Raw genomic sequence first — 18,685 nt, 5'->3', positions numbered from 1 at the left:
AAAAAATCACTCTCTGCATTAATAAATGACCGTTAACTCTGCCATATGTTCAATTCCGCCTTGTTCAGTTCGGTAGGGATAAATTAAGTTTTTGCAGAAACTGCGGGAGAACTGTACGTAGTCTCGGCTAAGTCGAGAGCGTAGAAAAACATGCGAAGCATTCTTGAATACTTTTAAAATGAAACACTGCATGAAAAAAGTAAGTCTCGCGGAAAGCGACTAAGTGAAATAAAGCACGGTTGAATGCTATAATTAGACATTTTTGACCCTACTGTCAATAGCTAAGCGTTTTACTCTCTTAAGAGGGAAATTTGCAATGTAAATTGCGATAGTCTGTCCGTTACTAGTGAAAATCGGATGTTAATCAACAATATTGACAGAATCGTATTTTTTAGTTCACGATGTTGTTAAAATTAATTGCTAAATCGTTTTAATATTATTTAAATGCAATATAATAAATACTTACATTTAGCAATTCAATCTTTTATCCAATAGTATGAGAAGAATTTCATTGTTAGTAGCGCTCTTGATTGTTGGTAAGTTCTCATTTGCTCAACAATACACAAAGTACGTTAACCCTTTTATTGGAACAGGAGGGCATGGGCATACTTATCCAGGGGCTACTGTGCCTTTTGGTATGGTTCAATTAAGTCCTGATAATGGTACGCAAGGCTGGGACTGGTGCTCGGGCTATCATTATTCTGATTCTGTAATAGCAGGCTTTAGCCACACACATTTGAGTGGAACAGGTATTGGTGATCTTGCAGATATTTCTGTTATGCCAACTGTTAGTCTTTTAGATACAGCAAAGATTCGCGAAAAGTTTTCACATGCAAATGAAAAAGCGAGTCCGGGCTATTATTCAGTTTTATTAGACAAGTCAAAAATTAAAGTTGAATTAACAGCCAGCAAAAATGTAGGTTGGCATCGTTATACTTTTCCGGCAGCAGAAATAGCAACCATTCGTTTTGATCTTGGTTTTGCCATTAACTGGGATGCTCCTGTAGAAACCTATATCAAAATAGAAAATGATTCAACGGTTGTCGGTTATCGCAAGTCAAAGGGCTGGTCGAGTGATCAATGGGTTTATTTCGCGGCTCGCTTATCGAAAAAAGTTATTGGTTTTTCAATGGCAAAAAATGGTGTAGCAAGTGGATATAAAACTGAAAGAGGAAAAGATATTAAAGCATCTCTTATTTTTAAAACCCAAGATAATGAGCAAGTGCTAATGAAAGTGGCCATTTCTTCTGCTAATATTGAAGGAGCTGTAAAGGCTTTGGATGCAGAAAAAGGATGGAATTTTGATCAAGCTCGAAAAAATGCTGAACAAGCCTGGGAAAAAGAGCTTTCGAAAATTGCGGTTCAGGGAACTGATAAAGACAAAACTATATTTTATACCGCTCTTTATCACGCCTACTGTGCACCAACTACATTCAGCGATTTAAATGGTAATTACAAAGGTCCGAACGGACAAATAAACCAAGCGAAAGGTTTTACCAATTACACTACGTTTTCTTTATGGGATACATTTAGAGCGGCTAATCCACTTTATACGATTACACAATCAGAAAGAGTTCCTGATTTTATTAACTCTTTCCTTGCATTTTATGATCAGTCTGGTTTGTTGCCGGTATGGCCATTAGTAGGCAGTGAAACCAATTGTATGACAGGATACCATGCTGTTCCGGTAATTGCTGATGCTATTTTAAAAGGTTTTGGAGGCTTTGATAAAGAAAAAGCTTTTGAAGCAATGAAGAAAAGTTCAATGCAAAACATTAGAGGAACAGATGCTTATCGTCAGTATAAATATTTACCACAAGATAAGCACGGTTGGAGTGTGACTATTACGCTTGAATATGCTTATGATGATTGGTGTATTGCACAGGTTGCAAAGAAATTAGGCAAAACCGAGGATTATAAAGTCTACATGGAGCGTGCCGGTTATTATGCAAACCTATTCGATAAATCAACCGGTTTTATGCGTGCCAGAACATCCGATGGCAACTGGATTTCTAATTTCGATCCTTATTATTCTGAACATGATGAACGCGGACAATATATTGAGGGAAATGCATGGCAACACAGTTGGTTTGTACCACAAGATCCACAGGGATTAATCAAATTATTTGGAAGCAAAGCTGCATTTACCGCTAAGCTTGACTCATTATTCAAAGTAAGTTCAGAGATGACCGGTGAGAATAAATCTCCTGATGTATCGGGTTTCATTGGTCAGTATGCACACGGAAACGAACCAAGTCACCATATTGCGTATTTGTATAATTATGCCGGACAGTCGTGGAAATCGCAACAACGCGTTCGTGAAATTATGTCGAGCATGTACAGCAATAAACCTGATGGATTGTCGGGTAATGAAGATTGTGGACAAATGAGTGCTTGGTATATTATGAGTGCTATGGGTATTTATCCTGTTAATCCGGCGAGCGGAGTTTATGTATTCGGAAGTCCTGTGTTAAATGAGGCTAAAATTAGTGTTGCGGGTGGTAAATCATTTACGATTAAAGCAGTAAATAACTCGAAAGAGAACGTTTATATACAGTCGGTAACGTTAAATGGCAAACCTTATACTAAAACCTATATTACGCATAATCAATTGCTCAAGGGTGGAGTTTTAGTATTTAATATGGGCAAAACTCCAAATAAAAAGTTTGGTGTGGCTGCCACTGATGTTCCTCCTTCTAATCAATAAATAAAAAGATCTTTAGGTGTATAGTCTAATCGATGTGGATTGTACACCTAAATTTCTGAAATGATACTATTTTTGTGGCAAGAATTAATTGCTGCTTATGAAAATCAATCTACTCCTGTATTTAACATTATCTGTTTTAACATTCTCCTGCAAGCCAGTGGTTCAAAAGCAAGTGGAAGATTCTGAAAAACTTTCACTTGAAAGAAAAGAGGTATCTAAAGAGCCAATAGCCGTTTTTGAGAAAAAATACAAAGATGATCTGAATGATTTCCGTTTTTCAGTTAGGATTTACGAAACTCCAAAAACACTTTGGTACCGAATGGCTATCGAAGACCGTGGACTTGCTGTAAATGATACAGTGGTTTTCCCAAATTTGGGTGTTGAAATAAAACCCGTTCTTAAAAAAGGGAAGAAAGAAATGTCGTGTCTTCTTGGCTTCTTAGATCAGCAAGGTAACTTTATGGGATATAAAGAAATTTCTTCCGGAGCAAAAGGACTAACAATCAAGCAAACTCATACTTATTATATGAGTCACTCAAAAATGGCTAAATAATTAAGTGTTGATCAAATCTGTTGCAAAATCTTCCTGGCATTAATCTCATCAAGTTTTAATTGTGTGGTTAATGCATCTAATCCGTTAAATTTCTCATCATCTCGTAGGTATTCAAGGAACTCTAACGAGATCACTTCTCCGTAAATATCTGTATCGAAGTCAAAAATATTAACTTCTATGTTGTGAGTCATGCCGTTTATGGTTGGTCGGTGACCAATGTAAAGCATTCCTCCAAAGATGTCATCTTCAATATGAACTTTAACAGCATAAATTCCATCTGCAGGAACTAACTTATAGCCCTCTTCAACATATAGATTGGCAGTAGGAAACCCGATAGTTCTGCCTATTTGATCTCCTTTAACAACCTTTCCACTTAGGCAAAAGTTATAACCCAAGAATTTGTTGGCGGTAGCGATATCGCCTTTAATTAGTGCCTCTCTTATTTTTGTAGAGCTTACAGCCACATCATTTACATCCTGCTCCGGAATCTCTTCCACATCAAATCCATATTGAGGTCCGTACATTTTTAAATGCTCAAAACTACCTTCGCGATCTTTACCAAAACGATGGTCATAACCGATCACCAGTTTTTTAGTACCAATCTTTTTTACCAATATATCTTCAATAAATTCAGACGAAGTTAGGTTGGAAAAATCACGTGTAAACGGAATGACGATCAAATGCTGAACACCTGCTTTTTTCAAGAGATCCATTTTTTCATCCAGGGTATTGATCATTTTTGGCTGATCGGCCTCCGGATGCAAAATCATGCGAGGGTGAGGGAAGAATGTTAATACAACCGTTTCTCCCTCAATTGTGTGGGCAACTTCCAGAAGTCGTTGAATAATCTTACGATGCCCAAAATGTACACCATCAAATGTTCCAAGTGTTACAACCGGTTTATCGAGTGTTCTAAATTCTTCAAGACTTCTGTATATGTTCATTGTTTAATTGCTTGTTTGGATAATAGTTAATGGTTCATAGTTCATAGGGACTAAACTGACGGCTATGAACCATGATCTATGAACTATAGGCTTTAAATTTCCTTCTGACTTTTAATCTTATTCACCAGTTCCATGATCTCCCATGAATTGTCTACAGAGAATTGACCAATACGGGTGCGGCGTAGTGCGGATAAATAGGCACCATTCTGTAATTTCTTTCCGAAGTCATTGGCTAATGAACGAATATAAGTGCCTTTTGAACAAACCACTCTGAAATCAACCTCTGGAAGGTCAATTCTGGTTATTTCAAATTCACTGATGGTTACTTTTCTGGATTTTAACTGAACTTCTTCTCCACGACGAGCTTTTTCATAAGCACGTTCTCCATTGATTTTTAAGGCCGAATGAGCAGGAGCAACCTGTTCGATTTCTCCCAGAAAATGTGGTATGGTGTCAAGGATATGAGCTGGTGTAATGTGTCGGATATCATATCGAACATCAACCTCCGTTTCCATATCGTATGATGGTGTAGTAGCTCCTAAAACGAATGTACCGGTATATTCTTTTTCCTGAGCCTGGTAGTCATCTATTTTTTTGGTGAATTTACCAGTACAGATGATCAACAAACCTTTTGCTAAAGGGTCAAGAGTTCCCGCATGTCCCACTTTTATCTTAGCAGGCTTAAAAGCATTTCTGATTTTGCCTACCACATCAAAAGAAGTCCATTTGTAAGGTTTGTTTACCAACAAAACCTCTCCTTCGGCAAAATTATGTAAAAAAGAACCTTCCATATCCTTGTTGGTATTAGAGACAGGTCCTTTTTCCTTTGAAAATTCTTCTTGTTGTTCGATCGAAATATTTGTCATCTGTTCTCACTATCCGTTTCCCGGTGGCTGCAAAGATAATAACTATTCATTAGTTTCTGTTTTACAGCCTTAAGTATAAAAATCAATAGTAGTTTCTCTTAGATCAGTTGAAGATTATACCCAAGGAAATAAAAAATAATGATAACAGCCCCTACCACGATACGATACCAACCGAATACCTTGAAACCGTGTTTTGTTAGGTAACCGATAAATGCGCGGATCGCGATGATTGCAACGATAAACCCTACCAGGTTTCCAATACCGAAAAGCTTCCATTCTTCACCACTAAGGTTAATGCCTCCGTCTTTATAGAAGTCGTACATCTTTTTTGCTGTTGCTGCAAACATAGTAGGAACGGCAAGGAAGAATGAAAATTCAGCAGCTTGTTTACGGTTTAGTTTTTGAGTTAAACCACCAATGATTGTCGATGCTGAGCGAGAAACACCAGGAATCATGGCAATACATTGAAACAAGCCAATAACAAATGCATTATTATATTTAATTTCTTTATCAGGATTGTTTTCAGACGCTTTAAACCAATTGTCAAGAAGAATAAAAATTACTCCTCCGACTAAAAGCATAATACCTACCGTTAATACACTTTCTAGCAAAGCATCAATCTGGTGAGAGAATAAAACTCCAAATACAACAGCAGGAATAAAACCAACAAATAGCTTGAAATAAAAGTCTAAGGTTTGAAAGAAACGTTTGAAATATAAAACCACCACTGAAAGTATGGTTCCGAATTGAATACCAACCGTAAAGAATTTAGTAAAATCACCGTTCGGAACTTTCATCAACCATGAAGCAATGATCATGTGTCCGGTAGATGAAACAGGTAAGAATTCAGTTAATCCTTCAACGATAGCAAGGATAATAGCTTGAATAAGGGTCATTTGTAAGGAAGGGGATGGAGGTTATGTGGTGATGGGCAAATAGTTCATAGATCATGGTTCATAGAATATAAAAGAGCTATGAACTATAATCTATGAACCATGATCTATATTATTCAGCAGGTTTTTTGAAGATCGCGAAAAATTCAATTACAAATCCTGCCAGAACCAAAATAGGAGCAACTACGATTTTGGTGTTGCTCATAATATCGGTTGTGCCGCTCATGCAAACAAAGCCAAGTATAATAACAGCTAGGCCTGCAAGCATTAATATATAATTCTGACGACCAAAAAGAAACGTTACGTTCTTATCGGTTTTATTTTCTGTTGGTTTTAAAGGAGTGCTCATTAATTTTTTTAAGTTATCAGTTAGTTGTTATCGTCATAATTGAATTACTCATCATCCGATAACTAATTGTGATTGTTTTAAACGTATAAAGCGTCGATTTTCAGACGTAAGTAACGGGTTACAGCAAAATAGGTACTGAACAATGAAATTAAAATTCCAAGAATGATCAGTCCTGCGAAAAGAATACCGAATTCAGCATAATCTTGCATAACGATCAATTCAGGGATTTCATTGCGTGCCAGGTATAAAACACCCATTACCATTAACGTAGCTAATAAGCCAGCTAAAATACCATGCAAAATAGCCATGGTTAAGAAAGGCTTACGTATGAAGTTTTTGGTTGCGCCAACCAATTGCATACTCTTGATCAGAAAACGTTGAGAATAGATAGCTAAACGAATCGTATTGTTGATTAATGCTAGTGCAATGAATAATAATAAGCCACCGAAGCATAAGATAACCAGACTGATAGCTTTCATATTACGATTCATGCTATCAACTAATGATGGCTGGTACTTAACCTCTTTAACAATAGGCTTTCCGGTAATTTCTTTGGTTACTTTATCAATACTTGCATTATCCGCAAAATCTGCTTTCATGTAAACATCAATGGAGTAAAGCAGCGGATTATAACCTAAGAATTTAATAAAATCTTCTCCCAAATCTTTTGAAAGATTTTCAGCGGCTAACTCTTTACTTACATAAACAGTAGATTTTACAGCCGGATTTTTTTCAATTTCTTTTTGCAGCGCCAAAATATCTACTTCCTTGGCATCTTCATTCAGGTATACGTTTACAACGATATTCTCTTTAACATAATCTGATATTTTGCGGACATGTAAAATTAGCAGTCCGGCAAGACCTACCATTAATAATACCATCGCAATACTGATTACAGTAGTGATGTAAACTCTTTTTGTTCTTTTCGATACGTTGCTTTCTTCAAACTCCTGCATAAGAATTTTGTATAGGTTTTGCGAAAATAGGAAACCTCTCTAATTAAACGTAAATAAAAAATGAAAAGTGTGCAAATATATCATTAGCTCAGGATGGAATATTTTAAAGATTCAGGTAACAACAGCTATGTTTTTTAGTTGAATCAAAGAAAATACTACTTATGAAAATGAAATTATATATAGTTTTTATTACTCGCTTCAATACCATTAACCCTATTAGCATGCAAAAAAGAAAATGAAATTGCTGATAAACAGTTTGATAAACGCCTAATAGGTACATGGTATTTTGTAAGTACCGTGAGAATTTATTATAAATCATCTAATAAACCGATAAAATCATTCGACAATAAGTTCAATGGTAAATTATTCTGGGCATTTAAGCCGGATGGATGGCTGGTAATTAATGATAATAAAGGGGTGTCTTCTTCAAATAACTATAGTACAAATGAACGTTTACAGCAACTAATTATCTCGAGATATAAGTTAGGGATTCTACATTTATAGATAAAAGTTATTCAACCTCTTACCGATTGTTTAGAAGAATCTACGAATTGTGATTAAAAAGTAAGGGCCCTTCAGTTCTTATATTTTTAAAAAGCATCGAAATTTCGTCGCTTTTTTTATTAAGGCAAAACAAAACCCTATTTTCGCAAAAAGTTAAACGATTAAAGCTGTTAATTGCGGTGAATAGATCATACGCATCAGAACGCTATTTATAAATAAAAAGTTAAATGGAATACTCTTTCAGAGAAATTGAGAAGAAATGGCAAAAGTTCTGGGCCGATAACAAAACCTTTAAGGTGGACATCGACTCAAATAAACCAAAGTATTATGTGTTGGATATGTTCCCATATCCGTCAGGAGCAGGATTACATGTTGGACACCCACTGGGCTATATAGCTTCTGATATCTTTACACGTTTCAAAAAACTGAAAGGGTTTAATGTGCTTCATCCAATGGGGTACGATGCTTTTGGATTGCCTGCCGAGCAATATGCAATTCAAACGGGCCAGCACCCTGCAATTACTACAGATCAGAATACGAAACGTTACCGCGGACAGTTAGATCGCATTGGTTTTGCATATGATTGGAGCAGAGAGCTTCGCACTTGTGATGCCGATTATTATAAATGGACGCAATGGATTTTCATGAAGCTATTCGATGCTTGGTATAATAACGATACTAACAAAGCTGAGCCTATCAGTAAGTTAGTTTCGATGTTTGAGGCACACGGTACAGGAAATGTTAAAGCTGCTTGCGATGAAGATGTACGCTCTTTTACGGCAGCAGAATGGAAGTTGTTTGGTGAGGAACAACAACAAAAAGAGTTGTTAAAATACCGTTTAACCTATTTGTCTGAATCTGTTGTAAATTGGTGCCCTGCATTGGGAACTGTTTTGGCTAATGATGAGGTAATAGGAGGTTTTTCTGAGCGCGGCGGTCATCCGGTTGAACAGAAAAAAATGAAACAGTGGAGCATGCGCATTTCCGCATATGCTGAACGTTTGTTAAACGGACTTGATACGATCGACTGGCCTGAACCTGTACGTGAAATGCAACGTAACTGGATTGGCAAATCAGTTGGAGCTCTTTTACGTTTTGAGCTTATGTCTGCTCCGGAGAATGAACATGGTTTGATGGAGTTAGATGCTCATCATGATGTTGATCCTGAGACTTATTTAAGTGCAGGGGTCGATAAGATTGAAGTATTTACAACACGTTTAGATACTGTTTACGGTGTTACGTTTTTAGTACTGGCTCCGGAGCATGAACTTGTTGAGAAAATTACGACACCAGGCCAAAAGGCTGATATAGAAGCGTACATCGCTAAAACCAAGCAGAAAAGTGAACGCGATCGTATGGCTGATGTAAAAACAGTTTCGGGTGCTTTTACTGGTGCTTATGCTATAAATCCGTTAAGTGGAGAAAAAGTACAAGTTTGGATCGCTGATTACGTTTTGGCCGGATACGGTACCGGGGCTGTAATGGCAGTTCCCTCGGGCGATGAGCGTGATTATCGTTTTGCGAAGCATTTCAATTTACCTATCGTTCAGATTTTGGACAGCCAAATTTTGGACGAAACAGCTGATGCCACTAAAGAGGGTAAATATGTGAACTCAGGTATGATCAACGGAATGACTTACGCTGAAGCAATGAAAGCCTTAGTTGAAAAGATCGAGGCAGACGGCAGTGGAAAGGCAAAAACTAATTACCGTATGCGCGATGCAATCTTTGCTCGCCAGCGTTATTGGGGTGAACCAGTTCCGGTTTTCTTTAAAAATGGATTACCATACCTGATCGATGAAAATGATTTACCGTTGGTATTACCTGACGTTGATAAATATTTGCCAACCGAAACAGGGGAGCCTCCTTTAGCTCGTGCTGCAAACTGGAAATATAAAAATGAATTTGAATACGAACACAGTACCATGCCTGGATGGGCCGGAAGTAGTTGGTATTGGTATCGCTATATGGATGCAAAAAATGAAAATGTTTTTGCATCAACCGAAGCAATTGATTATTGGAAAGATGTAGATCTTTATATTGGTGGCTCTGAACACGCTACTGGTCACTTGCTGTATTCTCGTTTCTGGAATAAGGTATTGAAAGATCTTGGCTATGTGAAGGAAGAAGAACCTTTCAAAAAGCTGATCAATCAGGGGATGATCCAGGGACGTTCGAACTTTGTGTATAGAATCATCGGTACCAACAAGTTTGTTTCTTATGGCCTTCGCAAAGACTATGATACGCAAGCGTTGCACGTAGATGTAAACATTGTTACTAACGATGTGCTGGATTTGGATAAATTCAAAAATCTGTCTCCTGATTATGTTAATGCAGAATTCATCTTAGAGGATGGCAAATACATCTGCGGTCATGAGGTGGAGAAAATGTCGAAATCTAAGTACAACGTTGTAAGCCCAGATGATATTATTGATCAATATGGTGCTGATACATTGCGTATGTATGAGATGTTCCTTGGGCCTCTAGAGCAATCAAAACCATGGAACACTAACGGTATTTCAGGAGTTTATAATTTCTTGCGTAAATTCTGGAACTTGTTCTACAATGAACAGGGAAATTTCTTTGTTTCTAATGAAGAACCTACCAAAGCTGAATTGAAAGCACTGCATAAGATCATTCAAAAAGTACAAGAAGATGTTGAGCGTTTTTCATTCAATACCTCGGTATCTAGTTATATGATCTGTGTTAATGAGTTAACAGCATTAAAGTGTAATAAAAAGACCATACTGGAACCATTGGTAATTGCTTTGTCTCCATATGCCCCTCATATTACGGAAGAATTATGGGTTCTACTTGGCAATGAAGCGGGTTCAATTATCCATACGTCCTTCCCAGAATTTAAAGCTGAATACCTGGTTGAAGATGCATTTGATTATCCTATTTCAATTAATGGGAAGGTTAAAACCAAATTAAATCTTCCTTTAACCTTGGAAGCAGCAGATGTAGAAAAGGCAGTTTTAGAAAGTAGCGATGTAGCTAAATACCTGGATGGAAAAACTCCTAAAAAGGTAATTGTAGTAAAAGGCCGGATTGTGAATGTTGTTCTTTAGCTATTAGCAGTTAGCCATTAGCTATTTGATATTATTAGTTTCATTGCCGTTGACTGAAGTCAACGCAGGATAAATAAAAAGGCTTTAGTCGTGTGAGCGGCTAGAGCTTTTTTAGCTATTAGCCACTTCAGTCAACGGTTGATGAGATAAAATAAGAAAGGCTTTAGCCTAACAGCTAACAGCTATTTGCTAATAGCTAACTACTAATTCACAACTCCTTCTGCAACATTTGAAGCTGCTGACAGAGAAGGATAGAGATTCAACTTTTTACCTGGATCAAAATAGGATGAATATTTAAACGGAGATCCATATATAATCGCATAAAATTTAGTGCCTTGTGCGATTCCTAGTGAAGTGATTTCCTCTTTATTCATTAGGATTTTAAAAGCTCCGTTATTTACGGTATAAACACTTTGTGGAGAGTATTTATAGTTGGATGATGAAACGTTGTTTGATTCACCAATAAATAAACGAATCCATCTATTGTCGGCAGTTACAGGAGTAATTGTGCCTTCCACTTCATACTGAGTTGTTGCAGCATTAAAGCTGACTTTTATATTACTGGCAACCGTACCCGATGTTTGCACTAAATCAATTGCGTCTAATGAAGTATGGCGTTGATTATGATTTACCTGGAACATCCAAAAGTCGCCATACCCTGATTTGCTAAATACAATGTCATATTTACCTGGGTTGGTATTTAATAACTCACATCGCCCATTTTTATCAGTGATACCGGATTTTTTAGGACTAATGTTGTTAAGCGTTACTTTTGCACCATCTGAAGAGGATTGTTTATTGCCAAATTCATCATAAAGATCAACGTAGGCTGTTAAAGTTCCCACTGGAGAAACCGAATTAGGATCAGAACCACCGCAACTGCTTAAAATGAAAAGTAATGCCAGAAGGGAAAGATATTTCATACTGTAGTAACGAATAATGCGTAATTACTACTAATATAATATTTTTATTGGGAGAGAATTGTAACAAAACTCCATAATGTGAAAAGCGTCCTGTTTTAATCAGGACGCTTTCTAGTATGAAAGATATAGAGCATTAAAAATAGTTAGTCGGCGTTACAATAATAGCAATGTTCATAACTCTCATCATAGACTAACGTTGAGCACGAGCCATATTTGCGTGATTTTCTTCCACCCAAATATTTTTGGTAGTCATAATTCTGAAGGGTATATTTTTGAGTTGCCTTATTAGCAGTTATTTCTTTCGAGTTTAATATCGAAGTTGAAGCAGGAGCTTTCATAACAAAGAATTTTAGATGAACAATTCACTAATGTCAATTAGTGTTCCATTTTTATTATGATACAAAGGTAACTTACTAATTTTATGTCAAACATGATAATAGTCAGGTCTTGAGCGATTTATGTAATGATAAACTCTGATTAGAATCATTGTTAAATTGATGGTAAAACTTGATTAAGTATTGATTATGCTTACAGATAACTGTAAAATGTTATTTTTCAACTATTTATTTAAGCTGCAATAGGGTCAGATAGCCTAACATTTCTGTCTCAACTTTATATTGTATACATTTTTGCCAGTAGTGAGCACTAGTAAAAACAAAAAAGCCTTGCTCAAAGCAAGGCTTTCTATATTATCTTTTTGGACCTCCTTTAGATGCCGAGGTGGATTTTGACTGACCTTTTCGGTGTTGCTGTTTTTTACTGCTATGTCCCTGACCTCCTCCGCGGTTTTTATTATGAGAAAATCCTCTTTTACTTCCTCGATTATCGTTTTTCTTGTCGGTTGCTTGTTGTTGAACCTCCAGGTAACGTTGAATAGTCATTGGAAAAGGATGATCTTCCACAGTAGGAATAGACTTACCTATCAGTTTAACAATATCTTTCAGGTAGGTCATTTCCTCCGGATCACAAAAGGTTAAAGCTGTTCCGCTGGCTCCGGCTCTTCCTGTACGGCCAATACGATGCACATATGTTTCTGCTTCGTAAGGAATATCAAAATTGATCACATGTAACAGGTCATCAATGTCAATTCCTCTGGCAGCAATATCTGTGGCTACCAATATCCGGATATCTTTTGATTTAAAGTTGCTTAGGGCGCGTTGACGTGCGTTCTGCGATTTGTCACCATGAATAGCTTCGGCTTTGATCTTGTGCTTGTTGAGGTCACGAGCAATACGATCCGCGCCATGTTTAGTTTTGGTAAAGACTAATGCAGAACCAATTCCATCGTTTTCTAGTAAATGGGTCAATAATGCGCGTTTATTGCCTTTATCAACCATGTAAACAGACTGATTAATGGTTTCTGCAGTTGATGACACCGGAGTTACTTCAACCTTAACAGGCTTACTTAAAATGCTGTCGGCCAATTGTTGGATAACGGGAGGCATAGTAGCTGAGAAGAATAGTGTCTGACGTTTTTCAGGCAATTTGGCAATCACCCTTTTCACATCATTCACAAAGCCCATATCGAGCATACGGTCGGCTTCATCTAGTACAAAGAATTGAACCTTATGTAAATGAATGAATTTTTGGTTCATCAGATCAAGCAGACGTCCTGGAGTTGCTACCAAAATATCTACTCCTTTGCTTAGCGCTACCGTTTGGTTTAGTTGATTAACGCCTCCAAAGATAACCAGGTGTTTAAGCTTCAGATTTTTCCCGTAGGCTGCAATGCTTTCTCCTATTTGAATGGCTAACTCACGAGTTGGCGTAAGAATAAGGGCTCTTATTGGAGTTGTTCCTTGTTCGTGACGAACAATCGGATGTAATAATTGTAAAATGGGAATGGTAAAGGCCGCTGTTTTACCGGTTCCGGTTTGTGCGCAACCCAATAAATCCTGGCCTTTTAGGGCAACTGGGATTGATTGTTCCTGAATAGGGGTGGGTTGTGTATAACCTTCTGATTGCAGGGCTTTTAATATGGGGTCTATTAAATTTAATTCGTTAAATGTCATGAATGTTGTATGGCAGAATGCTGTTTATAAATAAAACTCAGCAGTCTGGGGTTAAGTACATTCCTGTTTGCGGAGTGTAACTGCTGCAAAGGTACGGTTTTTTATTAGCTGCTAGCTATTAGCTTTTAGCCATTAGTTTTTGGCTGTTAGTAGTGAGTCATTAGCAAATTAAAAAGGCTCCAGCCAAACATTGTTGTTTGGCTGAAGCCTTTTATGTTTTTTTAGCTGTTAATTATTGGCCCTTTATACATCGGTTAACAATGCTAACAGCTAATAGCTAACGGCTAACAGCTATATAGTCACTACCTTTTTCCAATCAACTCAAAAAGCAGTTCCGGCTCATTGGTGGTAATAAAATCAACTTTATTATCCAGCAACCAGTTCATATCTTCTTCTTTATTTACCGTCCATGCATTCAGGTGTAATTTGTATTTTTTAGCGTCAGCAAACCAGTCTCCTTTTTTGAAAACAGAGAAATGATAGTCGGCACCGTACAATTTATCTGCTGCTAACTGTTCTGCGGAAACATCACCTTTTAAGTAGTAAACCTTTGCCTGAGGTTTTAACTCCACTACTTTTTTGGTGGCGTCGTAGCTGAAACTAATATATTCAATCCACTTATCTGCTTTTAATTTAGTTACCATCGCTACCACTTTTTCAGTTAAAGCAAGAGTTCTTTCTGGACTGATAACGGATGGTTTTATTTCTAAGATAAGCTTGGTCTTTTTTTGTTTCATTCCGGCTTTCAGGTAATTTGAAAGGGTAGGGATCTTTTCACCGTTTGATAAGCTTTTTTGCAAAAGCTCATCATAAGTTGATGTTTCGATTTTAATACCTAAGAATTCGGGATCATGATTAACTACAAGTATGCTGTCTGATGTCATGTGAACATCAAATTCAGAACCATAGCATTTTAATTTTATTGCTTGCTTTAATGCAGCAATAGAGTTTTCCGGTAAATTATTCTTCTTCCACGCACCACGATGGGCAATTACAATATTGTCGTTCCAGGTGTTTTTCTGAGCAAAGGCAGAGGATGCATATACGGTGATAAAGGCTAGTAAATAAAGGAATCTCATAATAAGTCGAAAAATTAATACGGTCCGCAATATAAAAATTGATGCTTAGTTTTTGGGCAGCTTAGTGTAACCATTACGTTATCTCTTTAAAAAATACCCCTAACCCCTAAAGGGGAATTCTTGTCGCTTGAGATAAAAAAAACAATTTTTACAATTTGGCAAGATTATTAATTGGGAAAAAAGTAAGTGAAAGAATGCTCTCGACTAAGTCGAGACTGCGTACAATTCGCACTATCTAGTGCTGATAGTGCGAATTGTCCAAGCGATACATATTCCCCTTTAGGGGTTAGGGGTTCACCACCCAATAGGTTAAAAAATAGTCCCGGCTTAGCCGGGACTGCAAATGATAAAAAAACCAATATATTATGAGAAGAAATTAATCTATTGCTTTGAACCTGATCGCTTGTCCACCACCTGAAGCCAGGTTAAGTTTTAAAGTAGAATCAGCATTAACCTCTGTCTGAGTAATTGAGACAGGTAATGGGTTGGTTTCCCAATTACAATCGGCCCCGTCTGCATAAACTTCGGCTATGTATTTTTTGCCTGGAGTAAGGAAATCAAGTTTTATATTTATTGAACGGCTGTTTTCATTGGTAATACTACCCAAGTACCAATCGTTGGTTTTGCGGTCTTTGCGAACAACGGTAATAAACTGTCCGATTTTGGCATCCAAAACTTTGGTGTTATCCCAATCTGTTGGAACATCTTCGATAAACTTAAATGCCGGTTGATTAACATAATTCTGTGGAAGATCAGCAGCCATTTGCAGCGGACTGTAAATTACCACATATAGCGCCAGTTGTTTGGCAAGTGTAGTGTGAACCCTGAAATTACTGTCATTTTTAAACAGTATATCGAAGATGCCAGGAGTATAATCAATTGGTCCGGCTAAGCCACGGGTGAAAGGTAAAATTGTAGTGTGGGCAGGAGGATTGCCTGAACTCCATGCTTCATATTCAGTTCCACGAGCACCTTCGCGTGTCATCATGTTAGGGTAAGTTCTGCGTAAACCGGTATCTTTTATTGGCTCATGAACATCCAGCATTACTTTATGATCAGCAGCTACCTGCATTACACGGTTGTAATGGTTCACCATAAATTGTCCCTGGTGGTATTCTTTGCCATTGATACGTTTATTAACATAACCTGTTTTAACAGCATGGATGTTATTATCCTGTAATAGTTTATAAGCATCAAGCAATTGACGGTCGTAGTTAGCAACATTTCCGCCTGTTTCATGGTGTGCAATTAGGGTAATACCACACTCCTGTGCATATTTACTTAGTTTAGCTAAGTCATAATCAGGGTACGATTGAGTAAAGCTGAATCCTCCATCCTTTACCCAGTCGCCATCCCAACCAGTATTCCAGCCTTCTGCCAATACACCCTGAATGTTATGTTTTTTAGAGAAATCAATCATTTCTTCCACATTTTTTGTGGTAGCCCCATGTATCGATCCTGAGCCCCATGATTGAGTTTTAAGGTGCATGCCCCACCAGATTCCGGTATACTTTCCTGGTTTGATGTAAGAAATATCAGTTAACTTGTTTGGGTCATTCAGGTTTAAAATCAGGTAAGAAGTAATTAAGTCGCCAGGTTTATCGGCAATCTGAATGCTTCTCCAAGGTGTTTTTAATGCGCCTGAAACTTTTACTTTAATACCATCTGACCATGGAACCAAATCTCCTTTAAGCTTTAATCCTTCCGGCTTTAATGTCATAGAAGCATAGTCTACTAAGGCTGCTTCATGAATACTTACAAATAAGCTATCGTTAAGCTCCATTGTAAGCGGAGTATGAACGTTTTGATTCAGCGCTGATAGTTTGCTTTTTGTGAAAAGGTATTCAGAGTCTTGTTCGTCGCCATACGCAGGAATCCACCATGTATCATAATCGCGAGTCATAGCGAACTCTGTAAGCTCATCAGTTATTTGGTATTCTTTTAATGAAGCTTGTTCAGGAATTTCATACCTAAAACCAATACCGTCATTGTAAGCTTTAAACACAATGTTCATTTTGCGTTTTTTACCACCTTTTTCCTGAAGAGCGATTGTTAAGCTTTTATAGTTATTCCGGATGTCTTTTACCTCTCCCCAAGGTTGAGTCCAGGTTTCATCAAAAGAGTCATTTTTAGAAGATACAACCTTAAAATCTTTATCAAGAGCCGGCTGATCTTTTATGGTAAAACCTAAGCGAGACTCGGCTATCAGTGTTAAGTTTTTCTTCGTCACCGAGTAATAAGGAACTCCATCTTTGAGTATGAATGCAATTTGAATGTTTCCGTCCGGTGATTTTACCGATAATGACTGCGCCTTATTCTGACAACTTGAATAGGTTGTACATGCAATGAGAAAGAGACAGAGCAATGCGATTTTTTTCATTTTTGAAAGATTTATATAATTCTCGTTTGTGTTTGCAGTGTTGTTATTCTACGATCATGTTTAATTTGCTGACACGTAGAATTTATCCTGCTCATCATTAAATGAGAATCATACGGTGTCGGGATGACGTGAATAAATAGTTGGGCGAGCTAAGCTTGGTTCATGATTAGTTAATTTTCTGAATTAAGATTTTAGCTTCATTGATTCTTCCGGAAACCAGGTTATAAAACACCTGATCCATTTTTTTCTGGTTCTCGGCAGCATTAGGGAATTTTTTCCTGAGTTCGTAGAGCTTAGAAATAAGTTCCAGATCAGTCTGTGAATTGGAAACTCCCAGTTTTGATTGCAACGCAGTCAAGAAGCCATAACCAAATTCTTTGGTAGGTTCGATCATAGTTCCTTCTCCGTAATCATTCCATGTTACCAGTTGAATGCTGTTTGATCCGCTTTGTAAAGCAAGGTCAAGCGTTGAATTAAATGTACTGATATTGTTATGATCAATTGTAAACAGTTTAGATCCCCAGCCTCCTTCAGAATAAAAATCTTTGAAGCCAGGGTAGGCTGAGGCGATTTTAATTCCCTTATAACTGTTACCGTAAAAGTTTTGCAGATCTGTAAGATTGTTTTGATAAACCCAGGCGAACTCACCGACCGCATTTTTTCCTGCCTTACTGGAAGTGTTCCATAAAGTAAAAAATGAAGGTTTTGGATTAAGTGGGTTGAAAACATTGGTCCACTCATCTTCAGAACCAAATGTTTGCGGACCGAAAACCAATAGTAACGGTTTCCGATCAGCTTTGATATAAGAAGATTTGTTGAAATAATTTTGCTGCAGATAGATCATGTCTTGCTGTGCTGCAGCAAGTTTATCTGTGATAACCTTGGCGTTGTAAGCAATATTGATGTTTTGATCCTCATAAACGATGGCAAAGGTTAAACCTACTTTATCCAACTTGGCAATCAATTTCTCGGTATTTTTTACCAGTAAAGGATAATCGTAAAGGTTCGTTGTTCCGGGCCAGTCAATAAACACACCATCGATTCCCGAAAGTTTCATCAATAACAGCTGGTATTCAATAATAGAAGCATCTCCCGAAGCATAAGGGCCTGTAAGAGGATAAAAATGAGCTGCTATTTGTCTTTTACCGCTGCCATCAATAATATCAGGGTTTTTGTTTTGCATGGTCCAGTGCTGGCCCCATTTTCCATCCGGACTGGTTTCTTTTGATTCGAACCAAGGCATCAAATGCACATACACCTTTTTAGCTACGGTTTTTTGAACCGGGATAGGTGCGTGGGCGGTTACCTTGAACTCCTCTTGTTTGGGCTGTGAATCATCCGAAGACTTTCCACAAGCCCATAACGATAGAGTCGTACCAATTAACAATAAAGTCTTTTTCATGTTATCTGCTTTTACCCTTGTAATGAGGGAGTGTCAACATCTTTTA

15 protein-coding genes are annotated in these 18,685 nt (G+C 37.5%); 4 read left to right on the top strand and 11 right to left on the bottom strand.

Going from position 1 to position 18,685, the window contains the following annotated elements:
• Positions 1-496 precede the first annotated feature (496 nt).
• Positions 497-2,707 (top strand): GH92 family glycosyl hydrolase, encoded by a 2,211-nt coding sequence (locus tag SOLCA_RS14440; protein WP_014681204.1) that lies wholly within the window; start codon positions 497-499, stop codon positions 2,705-2,707.
• A 97-nt stretch (positions 2,708-2,804) separates the two neighbouring features.
• Positions 2,805-3,260, top strand: coding sequence for a hypothetical protein (locus SOLCA_RS14435; protein WP_014681203.1), 456 nt, complete (start codon positions 2,805-2,807; stop codon positions 3,258-3,260).
• A gap of 11 nt (positions 3,261-3,271) precedes the next feature.
• Here the strand turns inward: SOLCA_RS14435 and SOLCA_RS14430 are convergent, their stop codons facing one another.
• The 5 genes from SOLCA_RS14430 to SOLCA_RS14410 form a co-directional block, all read right to left on the bottom strand.
• Entirely contained in the window at positions 3,272-4,204 is a 933-nt protein-coding gene (locus SOLCA_RS14430; RefSeq protein ID WP_014681202.1) for a bifunctional riboflavin kinase/FAD synthetase, read from the bottom strand.
• Positions 4,205-4,296: 92 nt separating this feature from the next.
• On the bottom strand, positions 4,297-4,995 hold the full coding sequence (gene truB, locus SOLCA_RS14425) for a tRNA pseudouridine(55) synthase TruB (protein ID WP_042481386.1): 699 nt from the start codon (positions 4,993-4,995) through the stop codon (positions 4,297-4,299).
• Between the two features lie 173 nt (positions 4,996-5,168).
• Positions 5,169-5,966: an undecaprenyl-diphosphate phosphatase gene (locus tag SOLCA_RS14420; RefSeq protein ID WP_014681200.1), complete on the bottom strand. Its 798-nt coding sequence runs from the start codon at positions 5,964-5,966 to the stop codon at positions 5,169-5,171.
• A gap of 109 nt (positions 5,967-6,075) precedes the next feature.
• Entirely contained in the window at positions 6,076-6,312 is a 237-nt protein-coding gene (locus tag SOLCA_RS14415) for a DUF3098 domain-containing protein (protein ID WP_014681199.1), read from the bottom strand.
• A gap of 77 nt (positions 6,313-6,389) precedes the next feature.
• On the bottom strand, positions 6,390-7,268 hold the full coding sequence (locus tag SOLCA_RS14410; protein ID WP_014681198.1) for a cell division protein FtsX: 879 nt from the start codon (positions 7,266-7,268) through the stop codon (positions 6,390-6,392).
• A gap of 297 nt (positions 7,269-7,565) precedes the next feature.
• Here SOLCA_RS14410 and SOLCA_RS14405 point away from each other — a divergent pair, with 297 nt between their 5' ends.
• Together SOLCA_RS14405 and leuS are read left to right on the top strand one after the other, a co-directional pair.
• Positions 7,566-7,772, top strand: coding sequence for a hypothetical protein (locus SOLCA_RS14405; RefSeq protein WP_042479869.1), 207 nt, complete (start codon positions 7,566-7,568; stop codon positions 7,770-7,772).
• Between the two features lie 227 nt (positions 7,773-7,999).
• The gene (gene leuS / locus SOLCA_RS14400; RefSeq protein WP_014681197.1) at positions 8,000-10,843 is read left to right on the top strand and encodes a leucine--tRNA ligase; all 2,844 of its coding nucleotides are present in this window, start codon (positions 8,000-8,002) and stop codon (positions 10,841-10,843) included.
• A gap of 203 nt (positions 10,844-11,046) precedes the next feature.
• On the opposite strand, the gene SOLCA_RS14395 is transcribed toward leuS, so the two are convergent.
• From SOLCA_RS14395 to SOLCA_RS14375, 6 genes are all read right to left on the bottom strand, one after another.
• Complete coding sequence (locus tag SOLCA_RS14395; RefSeq protein WP_014681196.1) at positions 11,047-11,766, bottom strand: carboxypeptidase-like regulatory domain-containing protein; 720 nt, start codon at positions 11,764-11,766, stop codon at positions 11,047-11,049.
• 143 nt (positions 11,767-11,909) lie between these two features.
• The gene (locus tag SOLCA_RS23230; protein ID WP_014681195.1) at positions 11,910-12,104 is read right to left on the bottom strand and encodes a hypothetical protein; all 195 of its coding nucleotides are present in this window, start codon (positions 12,102-12,104) and stop codon (positions 11,910-11,912) included.
• Positions 12,105-12,455: 351 nt separating this feature from the next.
• Positions 12,456-13,778, bottom strand: a complete 1,323-nt coding sequence (locus SOLCA_RS14390) for a DEAD/DEAH box helicase (protein ID WP_014681194.1) — start codon at positions 13,776-13,778, stop codon at positions 12,456-12,458.
• 302 nt (positions 13,779-14,080) lie between these two features.
• Entirely contained in the window at positions 14,081-14,857 is a 777-nt protein-coding gene (locus SOLCA_RS14385; RefSeq protein ID WP_014681193.1) for a glycerophosphodiester phosphodiesterase, read from the bottom strand.
• Between the two features lie 376 nt (positions 14,858-15,233).
• Positions 15,234-17,237 carry a glycoside hydrolase family 97 protein gene (locus SOLCA_RS14380; protein WP_014681192.1) on the bottom strand — a complete coding sequence of 668 codons (2,004 nt, stop codon included), beginning with the start codon at positions 17,235-17,237 and terminating at the stop codon, positions 15,234-15,236.
• A 166-nt stretch (positions 17,238-17,403) separates the two neighbouring features.
• Entirely contained in the window at positions 17,404-18,639 is a 1,236-nt protein-coding gene (locus SOLCA_RS14375) for a glycoside hydrolase family 71/99-like protein (RefSeq protein ID WP_014681191.1), read from the bottom strand.
• Positions 18,640-18,685: the final 46 nt, after the last annotated feature.

The sequence above is a fragment of the Solitalea canadensis DSM 3403 genome (genome assembly GCF_000242635.2).
Lineage (GTDB): Bacteria > Bacteroidota > Bacteroidia > Sphingobacteriales > Sphingobacteriaceae > Solitalea > Solitalea canadensis.
Note: the sequence above shows the minus strand (reverse complement) of the source record. Positions and strands in the feature narration are given on the sequence as shown.